Origin of the sequence: Pseudomonas sp. SMN5 (genome assembly GCF_052041925.1) — a bacterium.
GTDB lineage: Bacteria > Pseudomonadota > Gammaproteobacteria > Pseudomonadales > Pseudomonadaceae > Aquipseudomonas.
Genome location: NZ_JBKGGX010000010.1, coordinates 91,387 through 104,622, shown reverse-complemented (window position 1 = coordinate 104,622; position 13,236 = coordinate 91,387). Strand labels below are relative to the sequence as shown.

Here is a 13,236-nt window from a genome sequence, read left to right as displayed (position 1 = left end):
CTCGACTGCCTGGCCCACCGCAATCGCGAGCAAGCTCGCCACAATAAAACCCGCGGGGGCGTTCATTAATTGTTGGAGCACAAAAATGTCTTCCCCCACCTGGCCCGATGGACACAAAGCCTGCCTCGCCCTGGCCTTCGACCTCGACGGCCCGACCGGCGATGCCATGCTCAACGGCTCGATCTGGCACAAGCCCGAGTACTTCGGCTTCGGCGGCTACGGCCCCTATCGTGCGCTGCCACGCCTGCTGAATCTGCTCGACGCGTTCCAGATTCCGACCACCTTCTTCGTCCCGGCCTGGGTCGTGGAAAACTGGCCCCGGCGGTGCCAGGCGATCATCGAGCGCGGACACGAGGTGGCCTACCACGGTTACAAACACGAATCGTTCTACGCCCTGACGCTGGACCAGCAGAAGGCCGTGATGAACAAATCCCGCGAGGTGTTCAGCAACTACCTGAACATACGCGCAGAAGGCTTCCGCACTCCGTCCGGGGACTGGCGCGCCGAGACCCCGGCCATGTTGGCACAGGCTGGCGTGATTTATTCCAGCAGCATGCGCGGCGATGACCGGCCTTATCTGGTTGACGTCCCGGGACAGGATACGCCCTTGGTGGAAATCCCCGGCCGCTGGGAGATGGACGACTACGCCTCCCTCGCCTACACCCGCGGCCCGGACTTTCCTTCGGGGCTGGACCGCACCTCCAGTTACCAATTGACGCTGGATAACTGGTGCCGCGAGTACGACGGCGCGATGAATGAAGGGTTGTGCCTGACCACCCTGTTCCACCCCAAGATCATCGGTAAACCGGGCCGCATTCTGTTGCTGGAAAAACTTTTCGAACACATGCGCCAGCGCGATGACGTGTGGTTCGCCACCTGCCGCGATGTCGCCCGTTGGTGGCTCAAGGAGCATCACCATGGCTGATTCCAAAGTCTGGCCCGACGGCTACCGTTGCGCAGTGGTGGTGACCGTCGATTACAACGACATCCACGGCATCCTTACCCAGGCCCCGGAAGTGGCCGGGCGCGACAAGACCCTGTCGGTCTGGCGCTACGGCAGCCAGCGCGGGGTTGACCGTCTGCTCGGCTTGTTGGCCGAACTGGAGGTACCCGGCACCTGGTGCATTCCCGGCATCGTCGGCGAAGAAAACCCCGGGCACATCCAGGCGATCCTGGCCGCCGGGCACGAAATCGCCTGCGCCGGCTATCGCCATCAGAACTACGACAACCTGACCCTGGCCGAACAAACCGCCGACGTCGCCAAGGGCTGCGAAGCCCTGGCCCGGCTCACCGGCAATCGCCCGACCGGCTTCCGGATTCCTGCTGGCAATGGCGCACCGGGATTCATCCAGGCACTGCACCAGCAAGGCATCCGCTGGTCGTCATCGTGGCGCGGCGATGACCTGCCTTTCGCGCACCCAACCGCGCCCGACGTGATCGAGTTGCCGCTGCACTACGAACTCGAAGACGAACCCTACTTTGCCTTCAACCTCAGCCCCGCCGTGCCACCCGGTCAGTCACGGATCGCCTCGTACAGCCACACCCTGGGCAACCTGTTGATGGACTTCGCCGGGTTCCACCGATTCGGCCTGTGCTATGTGCTGCGGTTGCACCCGGAAATCATCGCCACGCCCGGGCGCATCGGCCTGCTACGGGAATTGCTGGAAAGCATCCAACGGCATCCGGATGTATGGCTCACCACGGCGGGTGACGTTGCCCATTGGTGGGCAGCGTCGGCAACAAGCGTGACAGAGGACCATCCGGCGGCCGTGTACGAGCGCCATTATCGGAGCCAGGGCGAATGAACACTTGGCACCGTGTGCCCCCAATGGAGCGGTTGGCGCAGTTCTGCGTGACAACACAATTCGAAGATCTACCCGCAGCGCTGGTGACCCAGGCCAAGCGGCATATCCTCGACACCTTCGGCGCGGCCCTCGCCGGCGCCGGCAGTGAGGTGGCGCGACAGGCCCAGGCAGTGTTTGCCAATGAACCCGGCGATACGCCAGTCTGGGGCACGGATCGGCGCACCGGCGCTGCCCAGGCTGCGACGCTCAATGGCATCGCTGCCCATGCCCTGGAGCTGGACGACACCGGAGGCTGCGATCACTCAGGCGCCGTGGTGCTGCCGGCGGTCATGGCGGCGGTGTCGATGGTCGACTACCCGGTGAACGGCCGGGAGTTCATCACGGCGGTGGTGATCGGCTACGAGATCGCCCGTAGGGTGCTGGAAGCCTGTGGCAGTTATTCAGCACATAACGGCGCCGGCTGGCATTCCACTGCAACCTGCGGCGTGTTTGGCGCAGCGGCCGCCAGCGCACGGGTCCTCGGCCTGGGCACCGCACAAACCGTGTCGGCCCTGGGCATTGCCGGCAGTTTCAGCGGCGGGTTGTGGGCCTTTATCCATGACGGCTCCCAGAGCAAGAAACTCCACAGCGGTCGCGCTGCCGAAGGCGGCTTGCTGGCCGCACGATTCGCTCAGCAGGGGATCACCGGACCGGGCCATTTGTTCGAGGACGTCTGGGGCGGGTTTCTCAAGACCCTGGCCGGTAGCACTGCCGTCCCTGAGGCACTGGATAAGGACCTGGGCTGCGTCTGGAAACTTGCCCGTTGCTCGATCAAGCCCTACGCCGCTTGCCGTGGCACCCATTCGGCGATCGATGCGTTGGGGCTGTTGCTGGCCGAACTGGATGTCGGCGCCGGGCAGATCGAGGACATCCAGGTCACGCTCTGCGAGTTTCTCCAGGACATGTGCGGCGGCCAGGACGTCACCCGTCTGGCCGCCGCACAGATGAGCCTGCGCTACGCCCTCGCCGTACGACTGGTACTGGGACATTGCCGGCTGGAGGCCTATGACGACGTAATGCGCAGCGATCCGCGCATAGCGCAATGGGTTTCTCGGATTCGCCTTGAAGTGGACCCGACGTTATCGGAGGATGGCGAGCCCATCGTGAGCGTGCGGACCCTGGACGGTCGGCAGGCCAGCCTGTGTGTAGACATACCGCTGGGCGCACCGGGCAATCCGCTGAGCGACGCGGCGCTGGAGGAGAAGTTCTTCAGCCTGGCCCAGCGGACGATCCCTCGACCGCAGGCCCAGGCGCTACTGGCCCGGCTGCAACGTATGCAAGCCCTGGAGTCAACGGCAGAGCTGCATCAATGGCTGGCGTGAACCATCGGTCGCCGATAAACGCTACCGCATTCGAATAAGGACATTTGTTTCCCGTGGCCACCTACTCCCTCGTGATCCGCCGCTTGATGATCTGCTCGCTGACCATTGTCGTCAGCCGCGCCATCACCAGCCCGCTGCTCACCTTGTTCTTGAGCACCAAGCTCGGCCTCAATCAGCAAGACGTCGGTCTGCTGCTGGGCATCGCGGTGTTCATCGCCACCTTGCTGGCGCTGTACGGCGGCTACGTTATCGACCGACTGGACAAGCGCCAGTTGCTTATCCTGGCCATGCTTTCCAGCGCCATCGGTTTCGTGCTGCTGACCTTCGCCGAAAACCTTTACCTGACCACCACCATCCTGGTCGTCACTGAGACGGCCTCGGCGTTGTTCCTGATCGGCTCCAAGGCCATCCTCAGCGAGCAACTGCCGGTGGGCCAGCGGGCCAAGGCATTCTCCCTGCGCTACACCTTGACCAACATCGGCTACGCCACCGGCCCGATGCTCGGCGTAGTGATCGCCGGGGTCTACCCGACCGCACCGTTTCTGATGGCCGGCGGCATTGCGTTTTTCAGCATTTTCCTGATGAGCGCCATCCCGAAGGACGCCGATCCGCTGCCTGTCATCGGCCAACCGCCGAGTTTCCTGAAGACCCTGACCACCCTCAAGAACGACCGCACCCTGATCATGTTCACCTGCGGCTGCCTGTTCAGCACCGTGGTCCACGGTCGATTCACCTTGTACCTGTCGCAATACCTGCTGGTCACCGAAGACTCACAACGCGCCCTGCAAACCATGGCCGCCCTGCTCGCCTGCAACGCCATCAGTGTCATCCTGCTGCAATACCAGATCGGCCGGTTCCTCAAGCGCGAGCAACTGCGCTACTGGATTGCCGGCGGCACCAGCCTGTTCATCCTCGGCTTGATCGGTTTCAGCCTGGCCGATGGTCTGGTGAGCTGGTGCGTGGCAATGTTCATCTTCACGCTGGGCGAGATGATCATCTACCCGGCGGAATTCCTGTTCGTCGACACCCTGGCCCCGGAAGAGCTGCGCGGCAGCTACTACGGCGCACAAAACCTGGCGGCCCTCGGCGGCGCTCTGAGCCCGGTGATCTGCGGTTTCCTGCTCTTGCACACGCCAGCGCCGACGATGTTCTATGCCCTTGGCTTGCTGACGGCGATGGGTGGAACGCTGTGTTTCATGGCGGGACGGCGGGCGGCGTTGCTGCGGGAATAACACTGCAGTCGACTCAGTCGTCAGCCTTGCCTCATCGCAAGCCTGCCGTTAAAGTCCAACCCTCGGAGTTCGCTACGCCCGCGGTCCGCGCGAAGGGGTGACCCAAGCAGGTTTTCAACATTTTCCGTTCCAGCTCCCGGCTTGTCGGCGGACCGAGCCTCTTGAGGAGTTGGTATGCCCGCGTTTTATGCATCACGTCGTGATGGTCTTCTGGATTTACCCATACTGCGAAAACGTGCCAAACGTCTTCTAAGCGCACTCAAGGCCAATGAGGCTGACGAAGCGCGTCTACAGCTGCGCGCGCTGGGCTGCCTGGGCCCCGATTATCGCCTCGCAGACACCCAATGGCTCGTCGCCCGAGAGGCTGGTTTTGCCAGTTGGCCCAAGCTGATCGCTCATGTCGAAGCAGTCTCGTTCGCCGCACGTCACCCAACGTTCGCCGCGACGGGAGAAAGCACGGTCCAGCACTGGCGCTGCGGCAACGACATCGAGCACAGCCTTCGCATCGCAGGCTTTTCAGGTGCCTTTCATATGTTCGACGACCCGATGGTCATGGGACCTGTGCCCGCATTGCCTGAAGCCGAGTACTGGTCAATACGCGCCGCTTATCTGCAACAAGCCTTCGGGCTATCTGCCCGTGATATTGAACAGCGTCAGGCACTCCAGCGTATGGCACTGTCCCGCTTGCATGGCGATAGCGAACTGGTGCTGTGGTGTGAGGGCGATGCCTACGATCAGTTGTTTCTGATTCGGGTGCTGGCGAGTCTTTCCACCTTGCCCCGACGCTTGGAACTCATCGAAACAGCCCAGGTGCCGGGCGTGGAGCGATTCATCGGACTTGGGCAACTGGCACCGGACCTTCTCGCCTGGCTGTGGCCACAACGCCGTCGCTTGGGTGACGATGCCTTGGCCGTGGCACGCCTGGCATGGGCTGCCTTCACTGCATCGGACCCGAGCGAGTGGGCAAGCCTGGCTCGCCAGCATCACCCAGCCTTGCCGCTACTTGGGCCCGCCCTTGCGCGGCAGTTGCAGGAGCTTCCGGGCGCTACCGATGGCTTGAGTCTCAGCCAGCGCCTGACACTGCGCATTCTCGCCGCTCACGGCGAATTGCCCGCTGCGAAAGTGTTCGGCCATCTCATGACCCGTTATGAACCGCTGCCCTACCTGGGTGACTTGATGTTTTACGCGCTCTTGCGTCCTTTGATCGATGCACCTCGCCCATTGATCGCTGAAAAGCCAAGGGAAGATCGGCATCAGCGGCCTCTGCGGCTGACCGCTCTGGGTGAGCAGATCCTACTAGGCCAGGCCAATTGGCTTGATCAGAATCCGGCGCAGCGTTGGATCGGTGGTGTGCATATCGGTGCCGGCCAGGCGCCCTGGGTGGTCAGCGCGGATGGGCAGGTCTGGCAGCGTTGAGGGCTTCGTCGGTTGCGAACGATGCGGTCCTCTCATAGCTTTCTCATGGTGCACATGCCGCGACAGCCAATAAATTGGCGTTAATTTTTCAAGGCCAAAAATCACCTTCAAATTGCGACATTTTTCCGACAAAAGGCGTCGTTCCACCATTGCTGGCCGTTTGAAGAAGGGCTCATCATCCGCTTGTCATTGCTACTCGTTCTAGCCTGCCAGGGCTAACGCAGGATGCATCAATCGCATCGGTTCGATGGGAGCAAGCCAGGATGATGACCGTCTACGTAATGGTGATGACTATTTGCACCGGCGGTGAGGGCTGCATCGAAGAACGCAAGCCGGAGCCTACCTACGCCACCAAGGCACTGTGCATGGAGTCAGCCCGGAGCATGGCGCCGCGCAAGAGTGTGAAGTTCAAATGTCGCACCCAACGATTGCTGGTTCCTAATCAGACATCGACAGCAGAGGCTGTGGTTTCAACCGGCGCCAAAGGTGCACCCTAGACCTGCTGGCACCTCTCTGGCGGTGATCCGAAGGGTGGCAGATCCATTATTTTCGTGCGGCGAAGCCGGTCTTTCGAAAGGCCTTCCATTGCTTTTCGAAATAACTCCCATAACCAAAAAAACTGATCAGACGGTCCGGTTCACCTATCGTGAACTCACATCAGTGCTGTCAGTTTGGCCGGGAGATGCTTCATGTGCATTTTCTTAAGTGCGGATAGTCGCTCTCGGCGGATAACGGATTCGGCCACACATTCGCGCTGACCGGGTGCGAATCACGAGGCGATATGGAGATCACGCAGAACAACCGCCTGGTGCAGGTCGACAGCCCCCTCGGTGGCAATGTCTTGCTGCTCAAGAGTATGGAAGGCAGCGAAGAGTTGGGTCGGCTGTTCCATTACGAACTGGACCTGACCTCCGAAGACCGGGCCATTACGTTCGACCAGTTGTTGGGCAAGCCAGTGGGCCTGACCCTGGAGCTGCACGACGGTGGCAAACGTTATTTTCATGGCATTGTCGGCAACTGCCGGCAAATGACCGGACACGGTCAGTTCGCGGGCTATCGGGTCAGCCTTCGGCCGTGGCTCTGGCTGCTCACCCGCACCTCGGACTGTCGGATTTTCCAGAACAAGACGGTGCCGGACATCATCAAGCAAGTGTTCCGTGACCTGGGGTTTTCCGATTTCGAAGACAGCCTCAGCGGCAGCTACAACGAGTGGGAATACTGCGTGCAATACCGCGAGAGCAGCTTCGATTTCGTCAGCCGGTTGATGGAACAGGAAGGCATCTATTATTACTTTCGCCATGAAAAGGCGCGGCATGTATTGGTGCTCGCCGATGCCTATGGCGCGCATTCCACCGTGCAGGACTACGCCTCGGTTCCCTTCTATCCGCCCGAGCGGCAAATGCGCGAACGCGATCATTTCTACGAATGGCAACTGGCGCGGGAAGTACAACCCGGCTCCCTGGCACTGAACGACTATGACTTTCTGCGCCCGCGCGCCAACCTGCAGGTGCGCTCCAGTGTGTTGCGCAACCATAGCCACGGCGACCACCCGCTCTACGACTATCCCGGGGAATATCTGCAAAGCGGCGATGGCGAGCACTACGCCCGCACTCGCATCGAAGCCATCCACAGCCAGTTCGAGCGCGTGCAATTGCGCGGCCGCGCCCGTGGGCTGGGTTCCGGTCACCTGTTCAGCCTGACCGGCAACGAACGGGCAGACCAGAACCGCGAATACCTGGTGGTGATCGCTCGCTATCAGATCCGCCAGGATCCTTATGAAAGCGGGCAGCCGGACCTGGCCGAACAGTTCACCAGCGAGCTGGACTGCATGGACGCAACCCAGGTCTATCGTCCGCTCCCGCTGACGCCGATACCCATCGTTCGCGGTCCGCAAACGGCAGTGGTCGTCGGGCCCGGTGGCGAGGAGATCTGGACTGACCAGTACGGTCGAATCAAGGTGCATTTCCACTGGGACCGTCACGATCAATCCAACGAAAACAGCTCATGCTGGATTCGCGTATCCCAGGCCTGGGCCGGCAAGAACTGGGGCGCGATGCAGCTCCCGAGGATCGGTCAGGAAGTAATCGTCAGCTTTCTCGAAGGCGATCCGGACCGGCCGATCGTCACCGGTCGCGTCTACAACGCCGAACAGACCGTACCCTACAAGCTGCCGGCCAATGCGACCCAGAGCGGTGTGAAAAGCCGTTCGAGCAAGGACGGCACGCCGGCCAATTTCAACGAAATCCGCATGGAGGACAAGAAAGGCGCCGAGCAGCTGTTCATCCATGCCGAGAAAAACCAGGACATCGAGGTCGAGAACGACGAGACCCACTGGGTCGGCCACGACCGCAGCAAGACCATCGACAACGACGAGACCGTGCACGTCAAACACGACCGCACCGAAACCGTGGGCAATAACGAAACCATCTCCATTGGCGTGAACCGTACCGAGGAAGTGGGCAGCAACGAGAAGATCACCATCGGCGTCAATCGCACAGAGAAAGTCGGCAGCAACGAAAGCATTTCCATCGGGGCGGACCGTACGGAGAAGGTCGGCGCCAATGAAACCATCAGCATCACCGGCAACCGCAGCGAAGACGTGGGCGGCAACGAAAAGATCGCGATCACAGGCAACCGCAACGAAACAGTCCAAGGCAACGAAAGCATCGAGATCAGCGGCAATCAAAGCACCCGGATCAGTCAGAACGAATCCCGTGACGTCTCCCAGAACCGCACAACGGGTATCAATCAGAACGACAGCCTGGACGTCGGCAAACACTTTTCCCTCACCGCCGGCGACTCGATCACCCTGACCACGGGCGCGGCCAGCATCACCATGAAAAAGGACGGCACCATCATGATCAGCGGCAAGAACATCACCATCGACGGTTCCGGTGCGATCAAGATCAAGGCCGACAGGAACGTCGTCGTCAAGGGCCAGAAGATTTTGCAGAACTAGCCACGGAGCCTGCGCTATGACCGCCTCATCCTCCGCACTCACACGCCTGGACGGTGTCGTCATTGGCGTGCTGCTGGATGTACCCACCGCGGATGCTCCCGTGGTGGGGTTCCCCGGTTGCCCCGCAGACACGGGGCTCGCAGCGCGCACCACCAGCGCACTCAGCCGCGAGGACATCGGCGCCCAGGTCGCACTGATGTTTGAAGCGGGAGATCCGACGCGGCCGCTGGTCATCGGCCGCATTCAACGACTGCCAGCAACCGCAGCGCCAACCGTCGCCCATCTGGATGGCGAGCGGCTGGAATTCACGGCAGAGCGAGAAATCGTCCTGCGCTGCGGCAAGGCCAGCATCACCCTGACCCGAGAAGGCAAGGTGTTGCTGCGCGGCGCCTATCTGTCCAGTCGATCAACCGGCGTGAACCGCATCAAGGGTGGTTCCGTGCAGATCAACTGAGGCCTTCACGTCATGGAGTTGATCAACCGGAGTCGTCTGATTGGCGGCTACACGACCTCGACCGACAAGACCGGCCGTGAGTGGCTGGTAGTGGTGGCGAAAGGCACCTATGGCATACCGGATCATCCCAGCCAGGAACCCCGTTTGCTCGCACAGCAGGTGCCGCTGACCACAGCCGACGTGTTCCCGGGTGATCCTGCCGAATCAGCCGCGTCCTATGAAAATGACTTCGCCCTCTACAAGCCACGTTGCGATGTCCTGCTGAACGGGCACTGTTACGCGCCCAATGGCGAGCCGGCAACAGAGGTGACCGTAGCCATGAAAGTCGGGACGCTGGTCAAGGCATTCAAAGTCGTTGGGCCACGTACCCACGAGGCGGGCGCCCTGTCCTACTCGATAAGCAGACCCCAGCCATTCACAACCCTGCCCGTTACCTACGCGCAGGCGTATGGCGGCGTGGATCGCACAGATCCGGCAAAACCTCGGTGGCACCCGTGCAACCCGGTCGGGGTCGGATTCTACCCCGATGCGAACGAGGCGCAGCTTAACGGCTTGCCGCTGCCCAATACCGAGGAACTTCACCTGCCGGCGACGACGCCCGACGGCAACTACGGGCCAATGGCATTCGGTCCGGTGGGTCGAGCGTGGCAGCAACGGGTCCGCTGGGCAGGTACTTACGATCAGCACTGGCTAGATCATCAGTTCCCATTCCTGCCACAGGATTTCGACGTGCGCTACTTCCAGAGCGCGCCAGAGGATCAACAGATGGACTACCCGCAAGGGGGCGAAGAGGTTGCGCTGCTCAATCTCGACGCTAAAGGCCGCTCGGCGTTCAGGCTGCCGACAAACCTCAGGCTGGCGGTACTCATCGTTCTTCACGACGGCAGTGCCAGGGACGCGGCTGCCATCGTCGACACCGTCATCCTTGAGCCGGACGCCGGACGATTCACCCTGACCTGGCGAACTTCGTCGCCACTGCAGCGCAACCTCAAGGAGGTAGCCAGAGTCATTCTCGGACAAACATCCGCGCAGTACGCACAGGCCAGGGCGTACGAAGAACGGATGCGAGGCAAACAGCACTTCAAGTCGCTGGACCTGCTGATTGCGTGGTCAAGGGCGGCGTACCCTCCATCCCAAGAGGAGGTATGAAGTCCGTGCCTGGCCACGCCTTGTTCATCACTCGCATGGGAATGGCCTGCCCGGTGGGTCTGAGCGTTGCCAGCGCCTGCGCCGCCAAACGTGCCGGACTTTCAGCCCTGCAGGCGCTTCCTTTCTTTGACAACGCCTGCGAACCCATCATCGGCGCGGCAGTGCCCGCCCTGGACCTGGCGTTGCCGGCAACGACACGCCTTAGCGGACTCATGCAACATGCATTGGTCGAGCTGATACAGAGCGCACCGGAACTGGATTGGAAACAGGTGCCTTTTCTGCTGTGCCTGGCGGAACCCGAACGTCCCGGCGCCAGTGTCAGAGAGCTGGCCCAGGCCATTATCCAGAATGTATCCGCACGGCTGGGGATCCAGTTCCACCCGACCCAATCCCGAATCATCCCTTGCGGCCATGTCAGTGGGTTGCACGCCCTGCATGAAGCCAGTCGCTTGATCCGGGAGGCTCGCGCCCCTGCCTGCCTGGTGGGCGGCGTTGATTCGCTGCTCAATGCCTCGACACTCCAATGGCTGGATAGCCATCGCCGGCTGAGGACCTCGACGCACAACGACGGTCTGTTCCCCGGCGAAGCGGCCGCAGCTGTGCTGGTCCAGGCTAATCGACAACACGATACCTGCCTGGAAGTCTCTGGCCTTGGTTTTGCGCAAGAGCACGCCCCTCTGCTGTCTGGCAAACCGTTGCGAGCAGAGGGGCTGGCAACGGCTGCACGCGCAGCACTCACGCAGTCCGGGCTGGGTTACCACGAGATTGATCTACGGCTGTCCGATGTCACCGGGGAACAATACGGATTCAAGGAAATTCCATTGATGGAAGCCCGGTTGTTTCGAACAGTGAGAAAGGAAGATCAACCACTCTGGCATTGGGCAGAGGCCATGGGTGACACCGCGGCAGTTGCCGCAATCGTCCAACTGATACTCGCAGACCAGGCGTTTCGCAAAGGCTATGCACCCGGTACCACCGCGATCTGCCTGACCGGTTCCCTGGAGGGCGCACGAGCCGTTGCAATCGTGCGCGATCTGCACCGATCCGAAGGTAGGCTATGAGCTGCGACGTCTACGCAAACGGCGACGAGATCGCTTGCAAGGCCGGCGGCGGCAAGGTCATCGCGGCTTTTCCGGATGTCTGCCTGACCCCACCGCCGCCGCCCGCGGGGCCGATTCCGGTGCCGTATCCGGATACTTCGTTCTCCAAGGACATGAAGAACGGCAGCAAGACGGTAAAAATCGAAAACAAGGAGGTCATGTTAAAGAACATCTCCTTCTATAAAACCTCGCCCCTGGGCGATGAGGCCGCAACCAGAAGCCAAGGCGCCGGCGTCATCACCCACGTCATCACCGGCAAGACCTACTTTGTTTCATGGTCCATGGACGTGCTTTTCGAAGGCAAGAACGTCGATCGCCATACCGACATCACCACCTCCAATCATGCCAGCCCTGCGGCCAATGCTGCGGTGCCGATGGTCAATACCGCCAAGTACTCACCCGTGCAGCAGGATTCGAAGGTGCCGGGCAAACATAAATGTGAGTGCTGTGGCGGGGCGGCGCACTCCAAGGCGCAAGCGTCCGGGGAGTTCATGACCGAAGACGAATTCTATGACACGGCACAAAGTCCCGAGAACGCGGCGGTGCTTGCCAAAGTCCGCGCCAACCCCAAGTGCAGGCACCTTCTGCCACCCGCCGGAAAGCCACCCAGCGGATGCAATAAGTACTACAGGACCGACACGCGGGAAAAAAAGAACATTGAAAATGACTGGGCCATGAACCGGCCCGCCTACATGGAGTGGAAAGGCGTGGCTCAGGGAGACCCGGTTGCGCACAGGGTGCCCAAGGCGGCGGGAGGTTGCCCGGCCGGACAGGGAAACCTCGCGCCCACTGGCCGCAAGTGTGCCAAACTCGAAGCCGAACTGAGTACGCTTCAGGACAGACGCGCCAATAGTTTTCGAAGGGCCTAGCAATGAACACGACGCACTACAAGTACGCTCAGCGGCCTGAATTCCTGCACGACTGTTTCTATTGGAAAGGACGTGGCTACCATTACTCCAGCGCCGCGCCTGGGCAAGTATTCGCACCGGGTGGATGGCAGGACAGCGATCCCTGGATTGCACTGGCTTGTGTCCTGGAGCGCGCGAAACAGGGCGACTACAGTCATGTACCCCAACTGCGCAAATGGGTGTTGGAGCCCGATAGCGCACCCACCCTGATCTCGGCCTGCCTGGGGCTGATTGCGGATGCAGGGCTCGATTCGGACCTGGACTTTCTCGCCGAACTCATGCTTGAAGGCCCCGACTACCTGCGCATCGAGGCCTGCCTGGCGGCCCAGTGGGCGGGTGTCCTCTGGTTGATACCGTTCATGGTTGAAGCCTGGCGTTCACTTGAACGCCGGGCCGACCGGGCCGCCGTCGAGGCGAATCTTTCCAATCTCCTTGACCCCCTGGAAGGCGAACCCGAGTTCTACGCAAGCCCTCTGGACCCTATCGCCTACCGAGAAGCTGTCGATTCGCGACTTGCCCAATTGCGGACCACCTATGGCAACGACAGGTTCTCGATCCTTGCGGGCTCGCCTGTCGACATGAACCAGCAAGTCTGGCTCATGCGCAAAACCCTCACCCCCAAAGACAGCGACGACTGGATCGACTGGAGCGATTTTCTCATCTGGCGGCGCAAATTCGAGGTGTACTCCGGCGTTGATTGCTCCAGCTTTTATGGCAAGAACGGCGAGTTTCAGCCATTGAACGCCGCAGCGATCCTGGATCGATACACGGCCTCCCCCCTGCCCTTTGAAGTCGGTAAACGCTACTTCTTCGGACACCTGGTTCCATAACCGGCAGCGGAGCGCTGGAGAC

At 61.2% G+C, this 13,236-nt stretch carries 12 protein-coding genes; all 12 read left to right on the top strand.

Annotated elements, in window-relative coordinates; all coding sequences use genetic code 11:
* The first annotated feature begins 85 nt into the window (after nucleotides 1–85).
* The 12 genes from ACLEJR_RS12180 to ACLEJR_RS12125 all read left to right on the top strand — a co-directional run bounded on the left by ACLEJR_RS12180 (nucleotide 86) and on the right by ACLEJR_RS12125 (nucleotide 13,214).
* Nucleotides 86–925: a polysaccharide deacetylase family protein gene (locus tag ACLEJR_RS12180; RefSeq protein WP_440814199.1), complete on the top strand. Its 840-nt coding sequence runs from the start codon at nucleotides 86–88 to the stop codon at nucleotides 923–925.
* Nucleotides 918–1,805 carry a polysaccharide deacetylase family protein gene (locus tag ACLEJR_RS12175; RefSeq protein ID WP_440814197.1) on the top strand — a complete coding sequence of 296 codons (888 nt, stop codon included), beginning with the start codon at nucleotides 918–920 and terminating at the stop codon, nucleotides 1,803–1,805. The genes ACLEJR_RS12180 and ACLEJR_RS12175 overlap by 8 nt, the downstream gene beginning before the upstream one ends.
* A gap of 23 nt (nucleotides 1,806–1,828) precedes the next feature.
* Complete coding sequence (locus tag ACLEJR_RS12170; protein WP_440814357.1) at nucleotides 1,829–3,166, top strand: MmgE/PrpD family protein; 1,338 nt, start codon at nucleotides 1,829–1,831, stop codon at nucleotides 3,164–3,166.
* A 53-nt stretch (nucleotides 3,167–3,219) separates the two neighbouring features.
* Complete coding sequence (locus ACLEJR_RS12165; RefSeq protein ID WP_440814195.1) at nucleotides 3,220–4,398, top strand: MFS transporter; 1,179 nt, start codon at nucleotides 3,220–3,222, stop codon at nucleotides 4,396–4,398.
* A 174-nt stretch (nucleotides 4,399–4,572) separates the two neighbouring features.
* Nucleotides 4,573–5,814, top strand: coding sequence for a DUF1835 domain-containing protein (locus tag ACLEJR_RS12160; RefSeq protein WP_440814193.1), 1,242 nt, complete (start codon nucleotides 4,573–4,575; stop codon nucleotides 5,812–5,814).
* A 263-nt stretch (nucleotides 5,815–6,077) separates the two neighbouring features.
* Nucleotides 6,078–6,311: a hypothetical protein gene (locus ACLEJR_RS12155; RefSeq protein ID WP_440814191.1), complete on the top strand. Its 234-nt coding sequence runs from the start codon at nucleotides 6,078–6,080 to the stop codon at nucleotides 6,309–6,311.
* A 284-nt stretch (nucleotides 6,312–6,595) separates the two neighbouring features.
* Nucleotides 6,596–8,773, top strand: a complete 2,178-nt coding sequence (locus ACLEJR_RS12150) for a type VI secretion system Vgr family protein (protein ID WP_440814190.1) — start codon at nucleotides 6,596–6,598, stop codon at nucleotides 8,771–8,773.
* Between the two features lie 16 nt (nucleotides 8,774–8,789).
* Nucleotides 8,790–9,227 carry a DUF6484 domain-containing protein gene (locus ACLEJR_RS12145; RefSeq protein ID WP_440814188.1) on the top strand — a complete coding sequence of 146 codons (438 nt, stop codon included), beginning with the start codon at nucleotides 8,790–8,792 and terminating at the stop codon, nucleotides 9,225–9,227.
* 12 nt (nucleotides 9,228–9,239) lie between these two features.
* Nucleotides 9,240–10,376, top strand: coding sequence for a DUF2169 family type VI secretion system accessory protein (locus tag ACLEJR_RS12140; RefSeq protein WP_440814186.1), 1,137 nt, complete (start codon nucleotides 9,240–9,242; stop codon nucleotides 10,374–10,376).
* Complete coding sequence (locus tag ACLEJR_RS12135; RefSeq protein ID WP_440814185.1) at nucleotides 10,373–11,437, top strand: beta-ketoacyl synthase N-terminal-like domain-containing protein; 1,065 nt, start codon at nucleotides 10,373–10,375, stop codon at nucleotides 11,435–11,437. Before ACLEJR_RS12140 ends, ACLEJR_RS12135 begins: the two co-directional genes overlap by 4 nt.
* On the top strand, nucleotides 11,434–12,345 hold the full coding sequence (locus ACLEJR_RS12130) for a DUF4150 domain-containing protein (RefSeq protein WP_440791724.1): 912 nt from the start codon (nucleotides 11,434–11,436) through the stop codon (nucleotides 12,343–12,345). Before ACLEJR_RS12135 ends, ACLEJR_RS12130 begins: the two co-directional genes overlap by 4 nt.
* A gap of 2 nt (nucleotides 12,346–12,347) precedes the next feature.
* Nucleotides 12,348–13,214 carry a hypothetical protein gene (locus ACLEJR_RS12125; RefSeq protein WP_440814183.1) on the top strand — a complete coding sequence of 289 codons (867 nt, stop codon included), beginning with the start codon at nucleotides 12,348–12,350 and terminating at the stop codon, nucleotides 13,212–13,214.
* Nucleotides 13,215–13,236: the final 22 nt, after the last annotated feature.